Below are 22,740 nucleotides of genomic sequence, written 5' to 3'. Positions count from 1 at the left end.
TTTTTTATGCCTTGGCCAGTTCGGCCATCTGGCCCATCACCTGGGCAGCGGTCACCAGCCGTTTTTCCGGCGTGGGCAGGTCGCGGGTCAGGAACACGCTGTGGTCCGGCCGGATCTTGGCCATCGTGCCCTGCTTGGCGATGAAACCGACGAGATTGGCCGGGTTCGGGAACTGCTTGTCGCGGAACTGCAGCACGATGCCCTTCGGCCCGGCATCCACCTTTTCGACATTGGCCTTGCGGCACAGCGACTTGATGTAAACGACCTTGAGGAGGTTCTGCACCTCCTTCGGCATAGGCCCGAAACGATCGACCATTTCGGCGCCGAAACCGTCGATTTCGGCAAGCTCCGTCAGTTCGCCGAGGCGGCGATAGAGGCCCATGCGCAGATGCAGGTCGGGCACATAATCTTCCGGGATCATCACGGTGATGCCGACGGAAATCTGCGGCGACCAGCCGGTATCGGTGATCTCGTCGTCACCCTTCACTTCGGCCACAGCCTCCTCCAGCATCTGCTGGTAAAGCTCGAAACCGACTTCCTTGATATGACCCGACTGTTCCTCGCCGAGCAGATTGCCGGCGCCGCGAATATCGAGATCGTGGCTCGCCAGCTGGAAACCGGCGCCAAGCGTGTCGAGCGACTGCAGAACCTTGAGACGACGTTCGGCCATCGTGGTGAGCTGCTTGTTGACCGGTAGCGTGAACAGCGCGAATGCGCGCACCTTGGAGCGACCGACACGGCCACGCAGCTGGTAAAGCTGGGCGAGACCGAACATGTCGGCCCGATGCACGATCAGCGTGTTGGCGGTCGGTACATCCAGGCCGGATTCGACGATCGTGGTCGACAGAAGCACATCATATTTGCCGTCGTAGAAGGCATTCATGATGTCTTCGAGATCACCGGCCGCCATCTGGCCATGGGCAACCGCCACCTTGAGTTCCGGCACGTCGGAGCGCAAAAACGCTTCGATTTCCGGCAGGTCGGCCAGACGCGGGCAGACATAGAAACTCTGCCCCCCACGATAATGCTCGCGCATCAAGGTTTCGCGGATGACCAGCGGGTCGAAGGGCGAGATGAAGGTTCTGACCGCCATGCGGTCCACCGGCGGCGTGGTGATCAGTGACAGTTCGCGCACACCGGTCATGGCAAGCTGAAGCGTGCGCGGGATCGGCGTTGCCGACAGCGTCAGCACATGCACGTCGCTCTTCAGCTCCTTCAGACGTTCCTTGTGTTTGACGCCAAAATGCTGCTCCTCATCGATAATGAGAAGCGCCAGATTGGCGAACTGGATGCCGGTGCCCAGCAGCGCATGCGTGCCGACGACGATATCGACCTTGCCGTCGGCAACATCCTTCTTGGTCTGTGCCAGCTCCTTGGCCGTCACGAGACGCGACGCCTGCGCCAGCTTGATCGGCAGACCACGGAAACGTTCGGTAAAGGTGCGGTAATGCTGGCGGGCGAGCAGCGTGGTCGGCACCACGACCGCCACCTGCGCACCATTCATTGCAGCGAAGAAGGCGGCGCGCAGCGCCACTTCGGTCTTGCCGAAACCGACGTCACCGCAGACGAGGCGATCCATCGGCCGACCGGCGGCGAGATCCTCGCGCACGGAATCGATGGCGCCGGCCTGATCCTCGGTCTCGTCATAAGGAAAACGCGCGGCAAATTCGTCATACAGTCCTTCCGGCGTCGCCAGAACCGGCGCACGCCGCGTGATGCGGGTGGCGGCGATGCGGATCAGCGCATCGGCCATGTCGAGCAGGCGCTTTTTCAGCTTGGCCTTGCGGGCCTGCCATGCGCCGCCGCCGAGCTTGTCGAGCTGCGCTTCCGCCGCATCCGAACCGTAGCGTGACAGGATGTCGATGTTTTCCACCGGCAGGAACAGTTTTGCCGCATCGGCATAATGCAGTTCAAGGCAAGCGCGCGGCGCACCTGCCGCCTCGATCGTCACAAGCCCGACGAACCGGCCGATACCATGCTCGGCATGCACGACCAGCGAACCTTCATCGAGGCCAGCCACTTCGGTGAGGAACTCCGCTCCACGCTTGCGGCGCTTGCCACGGCGCACCATGCGGTCGCCCAGAATATCCTGCTCGCCGATGACGACGAGATCGCCCGTCTCGAAACCCGCTTCGAGGCTCATCACGGCCGCAGCCGCCTCGCCTTTCTCCAGCTTCTTGAGATCGTCGAGCTTTTCGATCTGGCGAATACGCTTCAGGCCACGCTCGTCCAACACCTGCAACAGGCGGTCGAGCGAACCGGCAGACCAGCCGGTAATCAGCACCTTGTCGCCTTCGGCGCGCTTGTCGGCGATATGCTTGACGACCAGATCGAAAACGTTGACGCGCCCAGCCTCGCTATCGGCGTCGCGTTCCGGCGTTTCCGATTGCGTCTCGGCCTGGGTTTTTGCCCAGCGCGGACCGGCATGGGCGTCGAGCGAAAGAACCTTGCGGCCTTCGGAATCCATCTCGTTGAACGGCGTCAGGCGGATCGCACCGGCCTCGTCGAGACCTGCCGCAAAGCTTTTGCCGTCAAGATAAAGCTGCCCCGGCGAAACGGGTTTGTAGGGTGCGGCCTGCATGGCCGCCCCCTTGCCTTTGCCCTGAATGCCGCTGTCGCGCCGCGCCTCAAAATAATCGATCACCAGCTTGGAGCGTTCGGCCGCAGCTTCCCGTGCCGTATGGTCGGTGACGATACGAAAACCCCGCAGATAATCGAATGCGGTTTCCAGACGGTCGTAGAACAGCGGCAGCCAGTGTTCCATGCCCGCATATCGCCGGCCTTCGGAGACGGCCTGATAGAGCGCATCGTCCCGGTTGGCTGCGCCGAACAGCGACAGGTAGTTCTTGCGGAAGCGGCTGATCGTATCGGGCGTCAGCGTCACTTCGCTCATCGGGTTGAGATCGAGCGAACGCTCCTGTCCCGTCGTGCGCTGGCTGGCCGGATCAAAACTGCGGATCGTTTCCAGCGTGTCGCCAAAGAAGTCGAGGCGCACCGGCTCTTCCGTACCCGGAACAAAAACGTCGAGAATACCGCCGCGCACCGCAAACTCGCCGACTTCGCGCACGGTCGACACACGGTCGAAACCATTGCGCTCAAGGCGGGCGGCAATGTCGTCCATGCGGATCTGGTTGCCGGGTTTTGCCGAAAAGGCGAGGCTTTCGATCACATCCGCCGGCGCGATCTTCTGCATCATCGCATTGACGGTGACGAGGACGATAGCCGGATGCTGCTTTTTTGCATGCGCGATCAGGCCGGAAAGGGCCGCCAGACGACGCGCCGACGTATCGGCGCTCGGCGACACGCGGTCATAAGGCAGACAGTCCCAGGCAGGCAGCGTCAGGACCGGAATTTCCGGCGCGACGAAACCCAGCATTTGTTCCAGATCGGCCATGCGCTGGCCGTCGGAGATCACATAGGCGACCGGCTGACCGGCGCGCGCCATTTCGGCCAGCAGCAGCGGCTCGATACCGGTCGGCACATTGCCAATGATCAGCGGCGTCGAACCGGCGGCAATCTTCTTCGCATCGAAACCGGAAATCATCGGAAGGCATCACCCTTTGCATTCAGGCTTTCGCGGGTCACCAGATCGAAATCCGGACGATAGGAGGCAAGACGTTCGAAGAGCGGCGTGCGATATCGTTCCGGAACCGGAACGGCGCCTGTGATCCAGCTGTTCAGGTCCGCATCTTCCTCGGTCATGATGATCTCGAATGCGTCGAGTTCTTCGTCCGTCAGCGCGGAAATCTGCTCTTCAGCGAACTGCCCGAAGACGAGATCCATCTCGCGGATACCGCGATGCCAGCAGCGATAGAGGATGCGCCTGCGGCGCGGGTCGAGGTCTGCGCTGGTGCGCGTCAGTCCAGTCATGTCCGAAACCTTTGTTGCGTGCCCTCTATAGAGCAAGCCTTGGAGCGGTGGAAACCGGTTTTTCGGCAAAACCTGCCGAATGATGGCGCTTCTGACGCGGCCTCGCCAAATCCGCGCCCCTGGATGGAGTTTATCGCGCATTCAAAGTTGCAAAGCGGCATTCTATTTGTGACAAATAATCATATTAATGTGTTTCTCTGTCATCTTCTGGGAGGTATTCATGCGGCGTTTCGCCATTCTTGTTGCGCTGCCTTTGCTGTTCCTCGCGTCCGTGTGTGGCGCACAAAACCTGTCCGGGCAGCCATCCTATGCCGCCGGTTTTTCCCGACTGCCGGTGGAGACGGCAGAGGGCGCATTCGACATGTTTATCTGGTATCCGACATCCGTCGCGGAAGAACCATGGCAGGCCGGCCCGTTCACGATTTCGGCGACGCGTGGTGCTGCACCGGTAAAGGATCGTCGTTTTCCGGTGGTGCTGTTTTCGCATGGCAGCGGCGGCACGCCTCTTTCACATCGCAACCTTGCCGCCATGCTGGCCCGCGCGGGATATATTGTCGTCGCGCCTTTGCATGTGGGTGACGCCGCCGGCCATCCGCGTCTTGCCGATAAGCCAAAAGTTCTTTCGCTTCGGCCGCGCCAGGCGACGGCGGCATTGGAAGCGTTCCTGCAGAATGCCCGTTTTGCGCCGTTTATCGACGCGGAACGGATCGGCATGATCGGTTATTCCGCGGGTGGATATACAGCCCTCGTTCTGGCTGGCGCCCACCCGAATTTCCAGCAGGCCATCGCCTATTGCGCCACCGAGGGGCGCAGTGACATCGGATCGTGCGGACAGGCGCGGGACAGACCTCCCCAGCCGGCAGCAAGAAACGACGCTGCCCTGCCCCAAACGAATATTCGCCTCAAGGCAGTCGTTCTGATGGATCCCCTCGGCATGCTGTTCGATCAGGCGGGTCTTGCTGCGCTGACAATGCCCATCCTGATGATGCGGCCACAGGACGATTCCTACCTTCGTGCCGCGCCCAACGCGCTGGAATTGGTCCGAAATCTGCCAAAGAGACCGCAGGAAACGGTCGTTGAAGGCGCCCATTTCGTCTTCATCGATCCCTGCCCGGAAGTGGTGCGCGCAGAAGCCGCCCTTATCTGCGAAGATGCCCCAACGGTCGATCGGGTCAAAATCCATGTCGATATCGAACGCGATGTCCGCGATTTTCTCGGCGTGCATCTGTAAGGGGCGCGCGTTTCACATCTGAACAAACGCAGCCACGCCATCGCGGCGTTGAAATGCATCGATAAAGCATTTCGGCCCATTGCCAATTCGGCCTCTCCGTCGCATGTAACAAGGCATGCGACCCGCCGTGCTTGATCCGCTATTTTCGCCTGTTTCCGCGCTTGCCGGCGTCGGACCAAAACTTGCCGACATGATCGCCAAGGTCACCGGTCGGGAGGATGCCGACGACTGCCGTGTGGTCGATCTGCTCTTCCATGCGCCGTTTTCGCTGATCGATCGCCGCAACCGGCCGGGCATCGCGCTGGCGCCGCAGGGCACCATCGTCACCATCGAAGGCCGTGTCGATCGACACATGCCGCCACCGGCGCGCACCAACCAGCCCTATCGCGTGTTTCTCCATGACGAGACCGGCGAACTGGCGCTGACCTTTTTCCGCGCCAAGGGGAACTGGCTGGAAAAGACGCTGCCCATCGACGAACAGGTGATGGTCAGCGGCAAGGTCGACTGGTTCAACGGCCGCGCCTCGATGATCCACCCGGATTTCATGGTAAAGGTTTCGGAGGCGGAAAATCTGCCGCTGGTCGAGCCGGTCTATCCGCTCACCGCCGGTCTGTCGCCGAAAACGCTGCGCAAGGCGATCGAACACGCCGTCGCGCGCCTGCCAGAGCTTGCCGAATGGATCGACCTCAACCTCACGCAGCGTCAGTCCTTTCCATCCGTTTCGGATGCGTTTCGAGATCTGCACGACCCGCGTGATGCCGCCGATATTGACCCGCAGGCACCGGCGCGTCGTCGTCTAGCCTATGACGAATTTCTCGCCGGTCAGGTGTCGCTGGCGCTGGTCCGGCAGAAGATCCGAAAGGTGCCGGGCACGCCGATCCGGGTAAAAGGCGATATCGCCGCAAAGATCATCGCCGCGCTGCCCTTTTCGATGACCGCCAGCCAGAAACGCGCCGTCGAGGACATCTTGAAGGATATGGCCGGCGAAGACCGCATGCTGCGGCTGTTGCAGGGCGATGTCGGTGCCGGCAAAACGCTGGTGGCGCTCCTCTCCATGGCGGCAGCCGTCGAAAGTGGCGGTCAGGCGGTGCTGATGGCACCGACCGAAATTCTTGCCCGCCAGCATTTTGCGACGATTGCGAAACTGGCGGATGCCGCCGGTATCACCGTCGATATCCTGACAGGTCGCACCAAGGGCAAGGAACGCGAGGCGATCAGCGAACGCATTGCATCCGGCGAGGCGCAGATCATCATCGGCACGCATGCGCTGTTTCAGGATACGATCAGCTACCACAACCTGGCGCTGGCGGTGGTGGATGAGCAGCATCGTTTCGGTGTCCACCAGCGCCTGCGGCTGACGTCGAAAGGCATCTCGCCGCATATGTTGGTGATGACCGCAACGCCAATTCCGCGCACGCTGGTGCTCGCCGCCTTTGGCGACATGGACGTATCGAAACTCACGGAAAAACCGGCAGGCCGCAAACCGATCCAGACCGTGACCGTGCCGACCGAACGGCTGGGAGACATTGTCGGCCGTCTGCGAAGTGCCGTTGCAGAAGGCAAGAAGGCGTACTGGATCTGCCCGCTGGTGGAAGAATCCGATGTGGTGGAACTGATGTCTGCGGAAGAACGCTTTGCCATCCTCGCCCGCGAACTCGGCGAAAAAAATGTCGGCCTCGTGCACGGCCGCATGTCGGGTGCGGAAAAGGATGCCGTCATGGCGGCGTTCAAAAGTGGCGAAATCCGCCTTCTGGTCGCCACCACCGTGGTCGAGGTCGGCGTCGATGTGCCGGATGCAACGATCATGGTCATCGAACACGCCGAACGTTTCGGTCTTGCCCAGCTGCACCAGCTGCGCGGCCGCGTCGGCCGTGGTGCCGATGCCTCCACCTGCATTCTGCTTTACAAGGGCCCGCTCAGCGAGACCGGCCATGCTCGTCTATCCATCCTGCGCGACAGCGAGGACGGGTTTCTGATTGCCGAGGAAGACCTGAAACTGCGCGGCGAAGGCGAGCTGCTCGGCACCCGCCAGTCAGGCACGCCCGGTTTCAAGCTTGCCAGCCTCGAAGCGCATGCCGATCTTCTCGAAATCGCCCGCAAGGATGCGAGCTATCTGTTGGAAAAAGACCCGGACCTCACCAGCGAACGCGGCGAGGCGATGCGTGTGCTGTTGTACCTGCACCGCCGCGACGAGGCGATCAGGTTTTTGCGGGCGGGATAGGGGCTGCCAGAACCGGCACTTCCGCCGTTTTTGGCGCCCAGTCCGGTGCGATCAGGCCACCGGAGATCAGCAGGCGCGCGCCCTCTTCCGGCGTCATGTCGAGCATGACGATCTTGCTTTTTGGCACGAACATAAGAAAGCCGGCGGTCGGAACCGGTGTGGGTGGCAGGAACACGCCCACCATCTCCTCGCCATCCGCATTCAGCTTGGCAGCGATTTCGCCCTGCGCATCGCCGGCGATGAACACCAGCGCCCAGCTGCCGGGGCTCGGAAATTCAATCAGCCCGCATTTCTTGAAGGATGTCGACTGTTCCTTCAGCACGGTCTCGAAAATCTGCTTGAGGCTTTTGTAGAGGGTGCGCACCAGCGGCATGCGATGCAGCACCGACTCGCCAAAGTTGACGATCGTGCGGCCGATCAGGTTCTTGCCGAGAAATCCGATCATGGTGATCAGGATGACGGCGATCAGCAGACCTGTACCTGGAATGGTGACGTCGAAATAATATTGTGGGTCGTAACGCTGCGGGATGTATGGCGTTACCCAGCTGTCGGCCCAGTCGATGAAGGTGAAGGTCAGCCAGATGGTGATCGCCAGCGGAGCACAGATGATCAGGCCTGTGAGGAAATTATTTCTGAGCCGACCGGCCAGCGACAGTTTTTCGAGGGGATCGGTCATAAAAACCTGAATTTATGCTGAGTCGACGCCAAAGGCGGCATGGAAGGAAAGAATGCCGGATGGCACCTGCCCCCGCAAGGGCAAGGCCATCAAATATTCAGGAGGCAGACCGGGAGTGGTGAGGCCAGCGCCGCTCAGGAAGCCGAAACGCGTGTAGTAAGCCGGCTCACCAAGCAGCACGCATCCGGCCGCGCCACGTGCCTTCAGCGCCTGCAAGCCATCACGGATCAGATCACCGCCGACACCCCGGCCTTGATGTTTCGGCAGAACCGAAACGGGACCGAGCGCATACCAATCGGGTTCACCACTGGAAAAACGCACTCGTGAAAAGGCGATATGGCCAATGACAGCAGCGTCATCAACCGCCACCAGAGACACGGCCAGCGCAGCGGCAGCTCTCAGGCGGTCGATGATGGCAGGCTCGCTGCCATCGCTGTGAGGGGCACCGGCGAAAGCCTCCGCAGTGACGGCGGCGATTGCCGCCACATCGCCGGGTTGCTCAGGCCGCAAAATCACTCGACCGTCACCGATTTTGCCAGATTGCGCGGCTGGTCGACATCCGTGCCCATGAAGACGGCCGTGTGGTAGGCCAGCAACTGGATCGGCAGGGCGTAGATCATCGGCGAAATCACTTCGTCGACTTCCGGCAGCACGATGGTCGCCATGGTCGGCAGCTTGGTGGCCGCTGCACCCTTTTCGTCGGTGATGAAGATGATCTTGCCGCCGCGCGCCGCCACTTCCTGCATGTTCGACACGGTCTTGTCGAAAAAGCGGTCGTAAGGGGCAATGACAATGACGGGCATGTGCTCGTCGATCAGCGCGATCGGGCCATGCTTCAGCTCGCCGGCAGCATAACCTTCGGCGTGGATATAGGAAATTTCCTTGAGCTTCAGCGCGCCTTCGAGCGCCAGCGGATAGCTGGTGCCGCGGCCGAGATAAAGCACGTCCTTGAAACGCGACAGATCGCGCGCCAGGCTCTCGATCTGCGGCTGCACGGCATTGAGCACACGGCTCATGATGCGCGGCATCTCGATCAGATGGCCGATCATTTCCTTTTCAGCCGCAGCATCGATCGTGCCACGCGCGCGCGCAGCACCGATGGCAAGCGAGGCCAGAACCGCCAGCTGGCAGGTGAATGCCTTGGTGGAGGCAACACCGATTTCCGGGCCGGCCAGGATCGGGAAGACAGCATCGGATTCACGCGCGATGGTCGATTCCTGTACGTTGACGATGGCGCCGATCTTCAGTCCCTGCTCCTTGGCATACCGCAGCGAAGCGAGCGTATCGGCCGTCTCGCCGGACTGCGAAATGAACAGAGCGGCCTGCGTCGGCGACAGAGGCAGTTCGCGGTAACGGAATTCCGAAGCGACATCGATTTCGACCGGCAGGCGGGCATAACGCTCGAACCAGTATTTGCCGACGAGGCCGGCGAGATAGGCGGTGCCGCAGGCGGAAATGGCAAGGCCCGACAGCTTGGCGAAATCGATCGTGCCGGCCTGCGGCTTCAGTGCGTTGGCAGCGAAATCGACATAATGGCCAAGCGCATGCGAAATGATTTCCGGCTGCTCGTAGATTTCCTTTTCCATGAAGTGGCGGTGGTTGCCCTTGTCGACAACATAGGCCGCCGCCTGCGAAATCTGGCTCTGGCGCTTCACCGGCTTGCCGGAATAGTCGGTGACTTCGAGCTTGTCATGGGTGATGACGGCAAAGTCGCCATCGACCAGATAGGTGATCTCGTTGGTAAACGGCGACAGCGCGATCGCATCCGAGCCGAGGAACATTTCACCGCGACCGTGACCGATGGCCAGCGGCGGTCCAAAGCGGGCAGAGAGGATCGTGTCCGGTGCATCCTTGAACATCACGACAAGCGCGTAGGCGCCGTGCACGCGGTTCAGCATCTTCAGCATGGCGGCGCGATGATCGAGGCCTTCGCGCGTGTATTTGGCCAGAAGATGCGCAACGACTTCCGTATCGGTTTCGCTTTCGAACACGGCGCCTTCGGCGACCAGTTCGTCCTTCAGTTCCGAAAAATTCTCAATGATGCCGTTATGGACGACAGCGACGCCATCGACAAAATGCGGATGTGCATTCGGCACATTCGGCACGCCATGCGTGGCCCAACGGGTATGCGCGATGCCGATATTGCCCGGCAGCGGCTCGCCGTCCAGTGTCTTTTCGAGGTTGAAGAGTTTGCCTTCGGCGCGGCGGCGATCCATCACGCCGTCATGGATGGTGGCGACACCGGCCGAATCGTAGCCGCGGTATTCGAGCCTGCGCAGCGCATCGACCAGACGCTCTGCCACAGGTCCTTTTCCGACGATCCCGACAATTCCACACATGTACGCTTTTTCCTAAGTTGTTTGATCCGAGCGAATACCTAGCCGATCCAGTGACTTACGCAATCCGGCCGACAGTCACTTTCGGTGTCGCAGCGTAACGCTCCACCGTTAACATTTAGAAACACGTAAAGAGCGAGTTTAAACGCCCTAAAAAGAAAGGGAGCGCGGTATTCCGCACTCCCTTTTATCTGTTCAGCGTGACAGGTTTGTTTATTTGCCGCTGCGCGCCTTCTTGAGTGCCAGCGCCCGCTCGCGAATGACCTTTGCGCGATCCGGTTTCACGTCCTGACGTGCCCGGCCAAAAGCCAGCGCATCAGACGGCACGTCTTCGGTAATGACACTGCCTGATGCAACATAAGCACCGTCACCGATCGTGACAGGTGCCACCAGCGACGAGTTGGAGCCGATGAACGCATCCGCGCCGATACGGGTCTCGTGTTTGTTCACGCCGTCATAGTTACAGGTGATCGTGCCGGCACCGATATTGGTATGCGCACCGACAAAGGCATCGCCGATATAGGTCAGGTGATTGACCTTGGCGCCCTCGCCGATCTCAGCCTTCTTTACCTCGCAGAAATTGCCGACCTTTGAGCCTGCACCGAGATTGGCGCCCGGACGCAAGCGTGCATATGGCCCGACGGTCGCACCGGCGGCAACATAGGCGCCTTCCAGATGCGAAAACGCATGGATGATCGCGCCGCCCTCGACGGTGACACCCGGACCGAACACGACATTCGGTTCGATCAGCGCATCCTGACCGATCTCAGTATCGAAGGAGAGAAACACCGTTTCCGGGGCAATCATCGTCACGCCCGAGACCATGATTTCGTGGCGGCGACGCTCCTGCCAGAGTTTTTCGATATAGGCCAGTTCGGCGCGGTTGTTGCAGCCGGTCAGTTCGCTTTCCGGCGCATCGACGGCGACGACCTTGCCGCCGGCGGCGCGGGCGATCTCGACGAGATCGGTGAGGTAATATTCGCCCTTGGCATTCTTGTTGTCGATCCTGTCGAGCAGTTCGAGAGCCTTGGCGCCATTGATCGCCATCAGTCCGCTATTGCACCAGGTGACCTTGCGCTCCTCGTCAGTGGCATCCTTCTCCTCACGGATGGCGATGAGTTCGCCGTTCTCGACCAGAAGACGACCGTAGCCGGTCGGCTTGTCGGTATGAAAACCGATGACGACGATATCGGCGCCTTCGGTCAGTTTTTCGCGGGCGGCCGCGAACGGTGCTGGCGTGATCAGCGGTACGTCACCATAAGCCACGACCACATCGTCATAACCCTTGGCGATCGCGTCACGCGCCGCCAGCACCGCATGTCCGGTGCCGAGCCGCTGCGTCTGCAGAAAGCTGGAGGTGGTGATTCCGCCAATCTGCGCCGCCTTTTCGACCTTTTCGGCGTCACGTCCGAGAACCAGCGCCGCATCGCCCATGCCGGCGCCGACCACAGCCTGCATCACATGCGCAATCATCGGCCGACCCGCGACCGGATGCAGTACCTTCGACATCGACGATTTCATGCGGGTGCTGTCGCCTGCGGCGAGGATCACGGCCAGACATGTGCGGCTCATCGGTGGAAACTCCTTGGGTCAATCCTGGACGTTATTTAACGGCAGGATGATTGAAACGCTATGAACGGCTTTTATCGGGCAAAAACAAAAAGGGCACCCCTTGCGGCGTGCCCTTTTCACAGTTCGTCATATCACCGGCTCAAAGCCGACCAAATCGCCTCACTTCGGCAGCTTGTCGTCCACGCCTTCGACGTAGAAATTCATGCCGAGCAGAACGCCATCCTCGGCCTTTTCACCGGCCTTCAGCCATTCCGAGCCGTCCTGCTTCTTGATCGGGCCGGTGAACGGATGCAGTTCACCCGACTTGATCTTGGCTTCGGTCTCTTCGGCCATCGCCTTCACGTCGTCCGGCATGTTGGTGTAGGGCGCCATGGTGAGAATGCCGTCCTTCAGTCCGTCCCAGATCTGTTCCGACTTCCAGGTACCGTCGAGCGCTGCCTTGGTGCGCTTGATGTAATACGGACCCCAGGTGTCGACGATCGCCGTCAGCTGCGTCTTCGGGCCGGCCGCAATCATGTCGGACGCCTGACCGAAGGCCATGATGCCGCGCTCGGCAGCAACCTGGATCGGTGCGGTCGTGTCGGTGTGCTGGGTCAGGATGTCGACGCCCTGGTCGACCAGCGCCTTGGCGGCATCGGCTTCCTTGCCCGGGTCAGCCCAGGTGTTGGCCCATACGACCTTGATCTTGAAATCCGGGTTGACCGACTTCGCGCCGAGTTCAAAAGCGTTGATACCCATGACGACTTCCGGGATCGGGAAGGAGGCGATGTAGCCGGCAAGGCCCTTCTTCGACATCTTTGCAGCGATCTGGCCCTGGATGTAACGGCCTTCGTAGAAGCGCGAGTTGTAGGTCGCGACGTTTTCCGAAGCCTTGAAGCCGGTGGCGTGCTCGAACTTCACCTTCGGGAATTTTGCCGCAACCTTGACGGTGGCGTCCATGAAGCCGAACGAGGTCGTATAGATCATCGCGCAGTTCGAACGGGCCATACGCTCGATGGCGCGCTCGGCATCCGGGCCTTCCGGCACGTTTTCGAGGAAAGCGGTCTCGATCTTGTCGCCGAGCGCCTTTTCCAGCGCCTGACGGCCGATATCATGGGCCTGCGTCCAGCCGCCGTCGGTCTTCGGACCCACGTAGATGAAACATACCTTGGTCTTTTCCTGCGCCTGAGCGGCGCCCGACATGCCACCGAGAACGGCGGCCGACGCGGCGAGTGCGATGATCAGCTTCTTCATTTTCAACCCCTGTTGGCTTGAAGTGTTTGTTCGTTTGTTATTGCGCGCTGTCATCGGTCCGGAACGAAAGGTTTTCCGAGCGAGGCCGGCGTGTTGATGAGTGTCGTACGGCGATTATGCGAAATGATCACAAGAACGACAATAGTGGCGGCATAAGGAAGTGCCGAAAGGAATTGCGACGGAATGCCCACGCCAAAAGCCTGTGCATGAAGCTGGCCGATGGTAACCGCGCCAAACAGATAACCGCCGGCAAGAATGCGCCATGGCCGCCATGAAGCGAAAACCACCAGCGCCAGGGCGATCCAGCCGCGGCCGGCCGACATGTTCTCCACCCATTGCGGTGTATAGACCAGCGACAGCTGTGCCCCGGCCAGACCGGCACAGGCACCGCCGAACAGCACGGCGAGATAGCGCGTGCGCACGACATTGATTCCGAGCGCATGCGCCGACCCGTGATTGTCGCCGATGGCGCGCATTTTCAGGCCCGTCCGGCTTTTGAACAGGAACCAGTTGACGCCGATGATCAGCACGATCGACAGGTAGAAGATCAGGTCCTGCGCGAACAGGACACGGCCGATGAACGGGATATCCGACAGAACCGGAAAGACGATCGGCTGCAGCTTGGTGCCGGCCAGACCGACAAAACTTTCGCCCAGCTGGCCCGAGACGCCAAGCCCCAGAATGGTCAGCGCCAGGCCGGTCGCCACCTGATTGGCGACAAGCGTCAGCGTCAGGAAACCGAACAGCAGCGAAAACAGCGCACCGCCGCCGATGCCGGCGAGAATGCCGAGATAAGGCGAGCCGGTCATATGGGCGGTCGCGAAGGCGCAGACGGCGCCCATGATCATCATGCCCTCGACGCCGAGGTTGAGCACGCCGGAACGCTCGGTGACCAGTTCGCCCAGGGCGGCAATCACCAGCGGTGTTGCGGCGGTCATAACGGTGAGCAGGATCGCTTCGAACATTTTTAAGCTCCCACCTCCGTCTTGTTGCGCGAAAACACCAGCCGGATGCGGTAGAGGATCAGCGTGTCGCAGGAGAGCACGAAAAACAGCAACAGCCCCTGGAATACGCGAGACAACTTGTCTGAAATGCCGATCGACAGCTGCGCCGCTTCACCGCCGAGATAGGTCAGCGCCAGAACCAGACCCGATGCAATGATGCCGATCGGGTTGAGGCGGCCGAGGAAGGCGACGATGATCGCGGTAAATCCGTACCCCGGCGAGATCGACGGCTGCAGGTGGCCGATCGAGCCGGACACTTCGGAAATGCCGGCGAGACCTGCCAGCGCACCGGACAGCATGAAGGCGAACCAGACCATTTTCTTCGACGAAAAACCGGCAAACCGCCCTGCCCGTTCGGCCTGCCCAAGAACCGAAACCTCAAAGCCCTTGAGCATGAACCGCATCATGAACCACAGGGCGATGGCAGCGACGATAGCGAACACGGCCTCCCAGTGAGCACGGCCCGATTCCAGCAGTTCCGGCAGGATCGCCTCGGCGGAAAACGAAATCGTCTTCGGGAAATTATAACCCTGCGGATCACGCCAGGCGCCGCGCACCAGCCAGTCGAGAAACAGCTGGGCGATATAGACCAGCATCAGGCTGGTGAGAATTTCATTGGTGTTGAAGCGCGTCTTCAACAGCGCCGGAATGCCGGCATAAAGCGCGCCGCCGATCATGCCCATGATCAGCATGGTCGGCAGAAGCAGCGGCGATTGCCATTCCGGCACCAGCACCGGCAGGATCGACCCGGTGATCGCGCCGATGGTAAACTGGCCCTCGGCGCCGATATTCCAATTGTTGGAGCGATAACAGATTGACAGGCCGACGGCGATCAGGATCAACGGCGCAGCCTTGATCACCAGCTCATGCAGCGACCAGACATCGAAAAGCGGTTCGACGAAGAATGTGTAGAGCGTGGCGATCGGGTCCTTGCCCATCAGCCAGAACATCAGCCCGCCGAAAACCAGCGTCAGCACCAGTGCCAGCAATGGCGAAATGGCGGCAAAAGCGGTCGAGGCACGCGCGCGCCGTTCCAGTTCAATGCGCATGCGCCGCCTCCTCTGCCTGAGAGGCATTTCTGGTGGAATCGTGAATGCCGCCCATCAGAAGCCCGATGCGTTCCAGAGACAATTCCCCGGCGGGATAGGCTTTTGAAAGCCTGCCTTCGGAAATCACCGCAATCGACGTGGCGACCTCAAAAATCTCGTCGAGATCCTGGCTGATCACCACCACGGCGGAACCGGAATTTGCCAGATCGATCAGCGCCTGCCGGATGCGGCTTGCTGCCCCCGCATCGACGCCCCAGGTCGGCTGGTTGACTACCAGCACGGATGGCTGGCGATCAAGCTCACGCCCAACGATGAATTTTTGCAAGTTTCCGCCCGACAGCGAGCCGGCAGCGGGATCTTCGCCGCTCTTGCGCACATCCATGGCCTGACAGATGCGGGCAGCAGCAGCCTTCACCGCACCGTGGCGGATCACCTTGGCAAATCCGCTGGAAAGAAACGCCTTGCGGTCGGAATGCGCGCGCGCCAGCAGCAGATTGTCGGAGAGCGACATCTGCGCCACCGCAGCATGGCCATGCCGCTCTTCCGGCACGAACCCAGCCCCCAGCAGACGGCGACCGTTGATGCGCGTGCGCCCGACAGCCTTGCCACGAATTTTGACAGAATTATCGTCCGGGACCGGATATTCGCCCGACAGCGCGTCAAACAACTCGCCCTGCCCATTGCCGGCCACACCGGCGATCGCCAGCACTTCGCCGGCCCGCACGGTCATGGAAACGTCTTTCAGCGAAACGGCAAAAGGCGTGCGTGCGGCAACCGACATGCCGGACACTTCAAGCAGCGTCTCGCCGGTCGCGCCAAGCTCTTCGCGATGCACGGCGGCAACATCGCTGCCCACCATCATCCGCGCCAGCGATGCCGGCGTTTCCTGTCTCGGGTCACAGGTGCCCGTTACCTTGCCGTGACGCAGCACGGTGGCGCGGTCGCAGATCTGCCGCACCTCGTCCAGCCGGTGGCTGATATAAAGAACCGAACGGCCCTCTGCCTTCAGCTTGAACAGCGTTTCGAACAGCCGCTCCGCTTCCTGCGGCGTCAGCACCGATGTCGGCTCGTCGAGAATGATCAGTTTCGGGTTCTGCAGCAATGCGCGAACAATCTCGATGCGCTGACGCTCGCCGACCGAAAGATCGGCCACATGCGCCTTGGGATCAAGCGGAAGGCCATAGGCTCGCGACAGCGACGCCACTTCATCGGAAATTTTCGACAGCGAGATTTTCGGATCGAGCGACAGCGCGATGTTCTCGCCGACGGTCAGTGCCTCGAACAGCGAAAAATGCTGGAACACCATGCCGACGCCGAGTTCGCGCGCCTGAGCGGGCGACGCAATGGAAACCGGCTGGCCCTGCCAGAGGATCTGCCCGGCACTCGGCTGCAACACGCCGAAAAGCATTTTGACGAGTGTGGATTTGCCGGCGCCGTTTTCGCCGAGAAGCGCGTGGATTTCACCGGGGGCGATATCGAGATCGATCCCGTCGCATGCGGCAAAACTGCCGAAAAGCTTGGTCAGCCTTCGAACCGAAAGAAGCGAAGGCTCTCCCTGATCCTGCGATGAACTCACTCAATTCCCCTCATTCACCCTGGGCGGTTTTCTGAAGAAACCTGCTGCCCTGATGGTGACATCTGCAAAGACGTTTCCGTATCAACGCCTAAAAAACATTCAAGCTCTTTTTATTGCCATGCACAACTGCAAAGACGATCGGGGCACAGATCTTATTTGGACGAACCGAGCTTGGGGAAAAGCTGCAGCACGCCACCGATGACGTAGAGGTAAAGCCCGGTGATGACCACGCCCCAGACCAGCCATGCCGGGCTGTCGAAATGCAGCAGCAGCGCATAACCGCTGAGGCCGCACCAGAGGAAGAATATCCCCAGATTGAGCGGCCGCAGCCGCTTGACGCGGACCGGATGCAGGAAATTGATCGGCAGGAAGGTCAGGAAAACCGATACCACGACAATGATCATCGCCGTCGTCGCGCTCGGCTGGATCACGAACAGGGTGAAGATTACCATGTTCCAGACCACCGGGAAGCCTGAGAAGAAATATTCGTCGGTCTTCATGCCCATGTCGGCGTAATAAATGGCGCTGGAGACCACGATCAGGCCAGCCGCCACGAACGACCATGGCTCGCCGATCATGCCGCTCTTATAGAGGGCAAAGGCCGGAAGCAGAACATAGGTGACATAGTCGATAATGTTGTCGAGCATGTCGCCCGACCAGTTCGGCAGCACTTCGCGCACGCGCACTTTTCGGGCGATGGGTCCATCAATGCCGTCGATGAACAGCGCCAGGCCAAGCCACCACCACATGTCCACGAAACGCATTTCCGACGCGGCGACAACGCCGAGGAAAGCAAAAAAAGAACCGGACGCCGTCAGCATATGGACGGAGAAGGCGCGGATTTCCGCGTAGGGAACCTTCTTGTAGTTAAAGATGCGCCTGATCAAAAGGTGTCCCCGTCTCTTCCATAAGCAAAGCGGTATGCGACCAATCGCCAGCCAATGCAACCATCCGCGTGATGCGACGGTTAAAAGCGGCAAAATCGCTTATGGATAAGTAAGCCCGGAACGCATAAATGAGGGTAAGCAATAAGGAGTTCTGCCATGCATGATGTCGAGATAGCCGTCGTCGGACACGGACTGGCCGGAAGCGTGGCGGCACTGGCTCTGGCCCGCAGCGGCCGCAAGGTGGCGTTGATCGGCCCGGTGAAAGCCGGCAATGACGAGCGCACCACGGCACTGATGGACCAGTCGATCCGCTTCATGGACCGCCTCGGCCTGTGGAGCCAGATCGCGCCGTCTTCCGCCGGCCTGCAGGTCATGCAGATAATCGATGGCACCGACCGCCTGCTGCGTGCGCCGCCGGCACAGTTCCGCGCCGCCGAACTCGGCCTTGCCGCCTTCGGTTACAACATTCCGAACAAGGCGCTTTCCGACGTGCTGGAAAATGCCGTGGCCAATGAGGTGAATATCCGCCGCATCGACACCACCGTGGAGAAAGCGGAGCCGGCGACCGACAAGGTGACGCTGACCCTTGGTGACGGGGAAACGCTCGACGTCGCGCTGGCCGTCGGTGCTGATGGCCGCAATTCCATCCTGCGCAACGGCGCCGGCATCGACGTGAAGAAATGGGCCTATCCGCAATCGGCCGTCGTTCTGAACTTTTCCCATGAATTGCCGCACGGCAATGTTTCTACCGAATTCCACACCGAAACCGGCCCGTTCACGCAGGTACCGCTTCCCGGCCGCCGTTCCAGCCTCGTCTGGGTGGTGACGCCGGAGACGGCCGAACGCCTGTTGGCGCTGCCGCTTGAACAATTGTCTCTCGAAGTCGAGCGCCGCATGCAATCCATCCTCGGCAAGGTTACGGTGGAAGCCGGCGCGCAAAGCTGGCCGCTCTCCAGCCTGATGGCAAAACGCTTTGGCAAAGGCCGCATCGCTCTTGTCGGCGAAGCCGCGCACGCCTTCCCGCCGATCGGCGCGCAGGGCCTCAACCTCTCGCTGCGCGATGTCATGACTCTGGTCGATCTCGTCGGCAATGCCGATGGCCGCGATATTTCTGCCGATACCGGCGACCGTTTCGAACGCCGCCGCCGGCCGGATATCATGACCCGCACATTTGGGGTCGATCTGCTCAACCGTTCGCTTCTGTCGGATTTCCTGCCGATGCAACTGGCGCGCGCCGGTGGCCTGCACCTGCTCTCCGGCATCGGCCCGCTGCGCAATCTGCTGATGCGCGAAGGTGTCGAGCCGGGCCGCGGTTTTCGCGACCTGCTGCGCACCTTCAAGCCATCCTCACACCGGAAACAGGCCTAACTCGATCAGGTAGAGGAAAAGCGGCAGCGTCACCACCGAAAGCAGCGTGGTGATGAGAATGGTGGCGGACGCCCTCTCCTGCCACAGGCCGTAATGCTGGCTGATGACAAACACGTTGGTCGCCGTCGGCAGGGCGGCCAGCAGCATCGCCGCATGCACCCAGACAGGCTCGAAACCACCGACCGCCGTCAGCACGCCATAGACCAGCAGCGGGTGCACGATCAGTTTGGCCATCGCGAGATAACCGATCTCCACCGGCACGCGGCGGATCGGCCGCAGCGCCAGTGTCGCGCCCATGGCAAACAGTGCGCAAGGCGCCGCTGCCTGCGCCAGCATATCGACAAGACGTGAGGCCGCCGCAGGTATCGGCCATTCGAAACCGGCCACCAGAAAGCCGGCAATCGTCGACAGGATGAACGGGTGCAGCATGACGCTGCGCACCACGCCGATCGCCACCTCCCCACGTTTGCGCCGGTCACCACCCGCCAGCGCCATCATGGCCGGCGCGACGATAAAATGCATGGCGTTTTCCAGGCAGACGATCAGCGCCACCGGCACGGCAGCCGCCTCGCCGAAAGCGATCAACGCAAGCCCCGGCCCCATATCTCCGATATTGCCATAGGAACCGCCAAAGGCCTGAATGGTGCTGTCGCCGAACGTCGCGCGCCGCACCAGCAAGCCGATCGCAAAAAGCACGGCAAACAGCAGATAGGTGGCGCCGATATCGCTGGCGATGAAGTCTATCCGCGTCAGATCATGAAAGGGTGTTGCCGCCACCAGTTTGAAGAACAAAGCCGGCAGCGCCGCGTAAACGATGAAGACGTTCATGTAACCGAGCGCCTCGGCCGGCTGTTTCACCGCCCGCGCTGCAATATAGCCGATCACGATCAGCCCGAAGAACGGCAGAAGCAGCGTGATGATGGCCAGCATGGCGTGCCCTCAACCGATCTGGCTGAGGATCGGAAAGGTCTGCTGGAACCAGATCGCCATCGAACTGATGAAGCCAAACAGGAAGGCGATACCCGTCACCACCAGGAGCCCACCCATCAGCTTTTCCACCATGCCGAGATGGCGGCGGAAACGACCCAAGAACCGCATGAACGCGCCTGAAAAACCCGCCGCGATCCAGAAAGGTACGGCGAGACCGAGCGAATAGACGGAAAGCAGCATGGCGCCCTCGCCGACCGTATCGCGCGATGCGGCAACGCCGAGAATGGCGCCGAGCACCGGGCCAATACACGGTGTCCAGCCAAACGCAAAGGCAAGCCCCATCACATAGGCACCCGACAGCGTCGCCGGTTTGCCGCCGCTTTGGAACCGCGCCTCGCGGGCCAGCATGCCGATGCGGAAAAGGCCTAGAAAATTCAGGCCCATGATGATGATGATGATGCCGCCGATCTTCGACAGGATATCGAGATGCTGGCGCAGCAGAACGCCGATCGACGAGGCACCGGCGCCGAGCGCCACAAACACTGTGGCAAAACCGAGCGTGAAGCAGAAGGCCGAAAAAAGGATCGCCCGCTTGGTTTGCGCACTGACCACGACCGGCCCATCGGCCTTGCCGCCACGGAACTGATCGACCGACACACCGGCCATGTAACAGAGATAAGGCGGCACCAGCGGCAATACGCAGGGCGACAGGAAGGACAGGGCTCCCGCGAACAAGGCGCTCAGCAATGAGATTTCGGCAATCGACAACAAAACACTCCAGACCAGCGGATGCGCATCTCTCCTAGACCCGCAGACACATGCCTGCCAATCACCTTTTCCGGCGCATCGGTTCGCATGGCAAAATCAGAGCTGGAAAACCGGCGCACTGGAAAATCTGGTGGAGCCGAGCGGGATCGAACCGCCGACCTCCGCAGTGCGATTGCGGCGCTCTCCCGGCTGAGCTACGGCCCCTTGACGGCGCAAGGGATAGGCGACGGGAGATGCCGCGGGAATGCGGCAGGATGGCGCGTGTTGACGAATGCCAGTCGTGCTGTGACCTCCTACAAAGCGAAAAGCCCGCACGCGGCGGGCTCACGACAAGATTCATCGATTGCTCGGAATTCAGTCCAGCAGATCAGCCGGGACCTTGCCGCCGTTTTCCGCCAGCTTCTTGAGCAGCGCCTTGTGAAGCCAGGTGTTCATTTCTGCAGAACCGTTCTTTTCGCCGGTATAACCCAGTTCATCTGCCAGTTCCTTTCGCTCTGCGAGGCTCGCATCCATGCCCAGCGCCTTCATCAGATCGACGATCGAACGTTTCCAATCGAGCTTCTGCCCGCTGCTCTTGACGGCCGCTTCGAGGATCGGCGCAATATCGACCGGCTGACTCGAGGCGGCAGCCGTGCTCGCCGGCGAAGACGCGGCAGAAGTGCCCGAGGTCGCAGGCGCGACCGGCGCCGTGCCACCAACGGGCGCGGCACTGGTCACGGCTGGTTCCGGCGAAGCCGCTGCTGTCGCGGATGCCGATGGGGTCGCTGCGGCGGCCGGATGTCCCCAGATGGCGTTCTTGATCTTGCTGAAAATGCTCATGGATGGTCTCCTCGTTACAGGCCGGGAAATTCGGCGGCGACAATCAACGATTCTTGCGCGGCTTGTGTTCCGCATATCGGCAAGAGGCTTTGAGGACATTTGTGAAATGAGGGAAGGAAACCACCCAATATTTCCGACTTCCATGCGACTTGGAAATGTCGCATGATCGAAATCGGAAACCGGTAAGGTGGTGAGAGCGCAGGGGTTCGAACCCTGGACCTACTGATTAAAAGTCAGGATTTTAAGTAATGATTTTGATTAGGTAGTTGCAAACTACTTCCAAAACGCTCTACCAAGATTCAACGCCTTATCGTTCGTTTGCAAACTGACCTTCGGACGACTTGACTGTATTTTATGTATAGTAAGGCGCAACTCGTGGATGTGCAAGGGTGTGGTGGTAGAAGCTCTCCACCCTCACAACCCACCCCCTCAAATTCGTATATTGCAGCGTTAACTAATTCGCTTATAACGGCGATGGGCTTGAACACCCTGACTTCACATAGGCCAACCGATCAGCGGTTTGCCGAACCTATGCGCAGCTTAGCGGCTGGACGCATTCGCCATGGCTTTTTGCCGGGGGCGATGTGCCATGTCCAGGCTTCGGCTAAAAGTGCGTCGGCGCGTCTGTGAAGCGCGTGTTCAACCCCCGGCTTCGGTGCCGCCCACCGAGACGCTAAGGCAGGCTTGAACACATGTCAGTAGCAGTCGCATACGCAGAAACGCCGTCCAGACCACGGCGAGTTTATCAGGCTTCTTGGAAGTTTCGAATCGGCTCAGCAGTCAAATGCGGTGAGTTATCGGCGATCGTTCTTGACCGTCGCCGGAGCGCCAAAGGGCGCGAGACATACGATTTGTGGGTCATGGGGCGGGCGCGCGGCCGGCCTTACCGGGTGGTGTGTGGTGTGGCGTTGGTGGGTTAGTCGACGCGTCCGTGTCCGCGGCGAGCCCAGATACGATTGACTTTCAACTTTAACCGGGTACTCTCTGCTTGGCTTTATATAGCGGTTCTGCCGCTAGCCTCGTGTATTCACGTGGTCCCGCCCTCCCTTTTGGAGGTTAACCGGTAACGCCCCGCAAGGGGCTGGCACGCAATTCGCCCCCTGTTAACTCAAACCGAAAGGGATCAAAAATGAGACAGCTGACAAACCAAGACCATACGAAAATGGACCGGTTCATTGAGACCGTTCTCGATCGTTATAA

At 60.5% G+C, this 22,740-nt stretch carries 17 protein-coding genes and 1 tRNA gene; 3 read left to right on the top strand and 15 right to left on the bottom strand.

The window, feature by feature from the left end:
* Nucleotides 1-4: 4 nt before the first annotated feature.
* Together mfd and AAIH70_RS28520 are read right to left on the bottom strand one after the other, a co-directional pair.
* Complete coding sequence (gene mfd, locus AAIH70_RS28525) at nucleotides 5-3,544, bottom strand: transcription-repair coupling factor (RefSeq protein WP_132272453.1); 3,540 nt, start codon at nucleotides 3,542-3,544, stop codon at nucleotides 5-7.
* Nucleotides 3,541-3,870, bottom strand: a complete 330-nt coding sequence (locus tag AAIH70_RS28520; RefSeq protein ID WP_132272452.1) for a succinate dehydrogenase assembly factor 2 — start codon at nucleotides 3,868-3,870, stop codon at nucleotides 3,541-3,543. Before AAIH70_RS28520 ends, mfd begins: the two co-directional genes overlap by 4 nt.
* A 220-nt stretch (nucleotides 3,871-4,090) precedes the next feature.
* Between AAIH70_RS28520 and AAIH70_RS28515 the strand changes: the two genes are divergently transcribed.
* Both AAIH70_RS28515 and recG read left to right on the top strand, forming a co-directional pair.
* The gene (locus AAIH70_RS28515; protein ID WP_132272451.1) at nucleotides 4,091-5,101 is read left to right on the top strand and encodes an alpha/beta hydrolase family protein; all 1,011 of its coding nucleotides are present in this window, start codon (nucleotides 4,091-4,093) and stop codon (nucleotides 5,099-5,101) included.
* A 115-nt stretch (nucleotides 5,102-5,216) separates the two neighbouring features.
* Complete coding sequence (gene recG, locus AAIH70_RS28510) at nucleotides 5,217-7,322, top strand: ATP-dependent DNA helicase RecG (RefSeq protein ID WP_132272450.1); 2,106 nt, start codon at nucleotides 5,217-5,219, stop codon at nucleotides 7,320-7,322.
* Here recG and AAIH70_RS28505 read toward each other — a convergent pair.
* From AAIH70_RS28505 to pcsA, 9 genes are all read right to left on the bottom strand, one after another.
* Entirely contained in the window at nucleotides 7,300-7,998 is a 699-nt protein-coding gene (locus AAIH70_RS28505; RefSeq protein WP_132272449.1) for a DUF502 domain-containing protein, read from the bottom strand. The two genes, recG and AAIH70_RS28505, sit on opposite strands and share 23 nt — an antisense overlap.
* A gap of 12 nt (nucleotides 7,999-8,010) precedes the next feature.
* A complete protein-coding gene (locus AAIH70_RS28500) occupies nucleotides 8,011-8,514 on the bottom strand; it encodes a GNAT family N-acetyltransferase (protein WP_132272448.1) in 504 nt (167 codons plus the stop codon).
* Nucleotides 8,511-10,337, bottom strand: a complete 1,827-nt coding sequence (gene glmS / locus AAIH70_RS28495; protein WP_132272447.1) for a glutamine--fructose-6-phosphate transaminase (isomerizing) — start codon at nucleotides 10,335-10,337, stop codon at nucleotides 8,511-8,513. The genes AAIH70_RS28500 and glmS overlap by 4 nt, the downstream gene beginning before the upstream one ends.
* Before the next feature lie 210 nt (nucleotides 10,338-10,547).
* Nucleotides 10,548-11,906 (bottom strand): bifunctional UDP-N-acetylglucosamine diphosphorylase/glucosamine-1-phosphate N-acetyltransferase GlmU, encoded by a 1,359-nt coding sequence (gene glmU / locus AAIH70_RS28490; protein ID WP_132272446.1) that lies wholly within the window; start codon nucleotides 11,904-11,906, stop codon nucleotides 10,548-10,550.
* Between the two features lie 159 nt (nucleotides 11,907-12,065).
* Nucleotides 12,066-13,139, bottom strand: a complete 1,074-nt coding sequence (locus AAIH70_RS28485; RefSeq protein WP_132272445.1) for a BMP family ABC transporter substrate-binding protein — start codon at nucleotides 13,137-13,139, stop codon at nucleotides 12,066-12,068.
* 50 nt (nucleotides 13,140-13,189) lie between these two features.
* Nucleotides 13,190-14,104, bottom strand: a complete 915-nt coding sequence (locus AAIH70_RS28480; protein WP_132272444.1) for an ABC transporter permease — start codon at nucleotides 14,102-14,104, stop codon at nucleotides 13,190-13,192.
* 2 nt (nucleotides 14,105-14,106) lie between these two features.
* Nucleotides 14,107-15,192 carry an ABC transporter permease gene (locus AAIH70_RS28475; RefSeq protein WP_132272443.1) on the bottom strand — a complete coding sequence of 362 codons (1,086 nt, stop codon included), beginning with the start codon at nucleotides 15,190-15,192 and terminating at the stop codon, nucleotides 14,107-14,109.
* A complete protein-coding gene (locus AAIH70_RS28470; protein WP_132272442.1) occupies nucleotides 15,182-16,768 on the bottom strand; it encodes an ABC transporter ATP-binding protein in 1,587 nt (528 codons plus the stop codon). The genes AAIH70_RS28475 and AAIH70_RS28470 overlap by 11 nt, the downstream gene beginning before the upstream one ends.
* A gap of 152 nt (nucleotides 16,769-16,920) precedes the next feature.
* Nucleotides 16,921-17,655, bottom strand: coding sequence for a phosphatidylcholine synthase (gene pcsA / locus AAIH70_RS28465; protein WP_348639710.1), 735 nt, complete (start codon nucleotides 17,653-17,655; stop codon nucleotides 16,921-16,923).
* A gap of 156 nt (nucleotides 17,656-17,811) precedes the next feature.
* On the opposite strand from pcsA, the gene AAIH70_RS28460 reads away from it, so the two are divergent.
* The gene (locus tag AAIH70_RS28460; RefSeq protein WP_132272441.1) at nucleotides 17,812-19,023 is read left to right on the top strand and encodes a UbiH/UbiF family hydroxylase; all 1,212 of its coding nucleotides are present in this window, start codon (nucleotides 17,812-17,814) and stop codon (nucleotides 19,021-19,023) included.
* Here the strand turns inward: AAIH70_RS28460 and AAIH70_RS28455 are convergent.
* From AAIH70_RS28455 to AAIH70_RS28440, 4 genes are all read right to left on the bottom strand, one after another.
* Nucleotides 19,003-19,953 (bottom strand): AEC family transporter, encoded by a 951-nt coding sequence (locus AAIH70_RS28455; RefSeq protein ID WP_430037325.1) that lies wholly within the window; start codon nucleotides 19,951-19,953, stop codon nucleotides 19,003-19,005. The genes AAIH70_RS28460 and AAIH70_RS28455 overlap by 21 nt on opposite strands.
* Before the next feature lie 9 nt (nucleotides 19,954-19,962).
* Nucleotides 19,963-20,721: a cytochrome c biogenesis CcdA family protein gene (locus AAIH70_RS28450; RefSeq protein ID WP_430037322.1), complete on the bottom strand. Its 759-nt coding sequence runs from the start codon at nucleotides 20,719-20,721 to the stop codon at nucleotides 19,963-19,965.
* Nucleotides 20,722-20,849: 128 nt separating this feature from the next.
* Nucleotides 20,850-20,925: transfer RNA gene (locus tag AAIH70_RS28445), tRNA-Ala, on the bottom strand.
* A 150-nt stretch (nucleotides 20,926-21,075) separates the two neighbouring features.
* Nucleotides 21,076-21,540 carry a DUF3597 domain-containing protein gene (locus AAIH70_RS28440; protein WP_132272438.1) on the bottom strand — a complete coding sequence of 155 codons (465 nt, stop codon included), beginning with the start codon at nucleotides 21,538-21,540 and terminating at the stop codon, nucleotides 21,076-21,078.
* Nucleotides 21,541-22,740: the final 1,200 nt, after the last annotated feature.

It is taken from the genome of Neorhizobium sp. BT27B, assembly GCF_050455485.1.
GTDB lineage: Bacteria > Pseudomonadota > Alphaproteobacteria > Rhizobiales > Rhizobiaceae > Neorhizobium.
Note: the sequence above shows the minus strand (reverse complement) of the source record. Positions and strands in the feature narration are given on the sequence as shown.

Coding starts and splice junctions, on each gene's coding strand:
- mfd (WP_132272453.1), bottom strand. CDS start 3,544: ATGATTTCCGGTTTCGATGCGAAGAAGATTGCCGCCGGTTCGACGCCG.
- AAIH70_RS28520 (WP_132272452.1), bottom strand. CDS start 3,870: ATGACTGGACTGACGCGCACCAGCGCAGACCTCGACCCGCGCCGCAGG.
- AAIH70_RS28515 (WP_132272451.1), top strand. CDS start 4,091: ATGCGGCGTTTCGCCATTCTTGTTGCGCTGCCTTTGCTGTTCCTCGCG.
- recG (WP_132272450.1), top strand. CDS start 5,217: ATGCGACCCGCCGTGCTTGATCCGCTATTTTCGCCTGTTTCCGCGCTT.
- AAIH70_RS28505 (WP_132272449.1), bottom strand. CDS start 7,998: ATGACCGATCCCCTCGAAAAACTGTCGCTGGCCGGTCGGCTCAGAAAT.
- glmS (WP_132272447.1), bottom strand. CDS start 10,337: ATGTGTGGAATTGTCGGGATCGTCGGAAAAGGACCTGTGGCAGAGCGT.
- glmU (WP_132272446.1), bottom strand. CDS start 11,906: ATGAGCCGCACATGTCTGGCCGTGATCCTCGCCGCAGGCGACAGCACC.
- AAIH70_RS28485 (WP_132272445.1), bottom strand. CDS start 13,139: ATGAAGAAGCTGATCATCGCACTCGCCGCGTCGGCCGCCGTTCTCGGT.
- AAIH70_RS28480 (WP_132272444.1), bottom strand. CDS start 14,104: ATGTTCGAAGCGATCCTGCTCACCGTTATGACCGCCGCAACACCGCTG.
- AAIH70_RS28475 (WP_132272443.1), bottom strand. CDS start 15,192: ATGCGCATTGAACTGGAACGGCGCGCGCGTGCCTCGACCGCTTTTGCC.
- AAIH70_RS28460 (WP_132272441.1), top strand. CDS start 17,812: ATGCATGATGTCGAGATAGCCGTCGTCGGACACGGACTGGCCGGAAGC.
- AAIH70_RS28455 (WP_430037325.1), bottom strand. CDS start 19,953: ATGCTGGCCATCATCACGCTGCTTCTGCCGTTCTTCGGGCTGATCGTG.
- AAIH70_RS28440 (WP_132272438.1), bottom strand. CDS start 21,540: ATGAGCATTTTCAGCAAGATCAAGAACGCCATCTGGGGACATCCGGCC.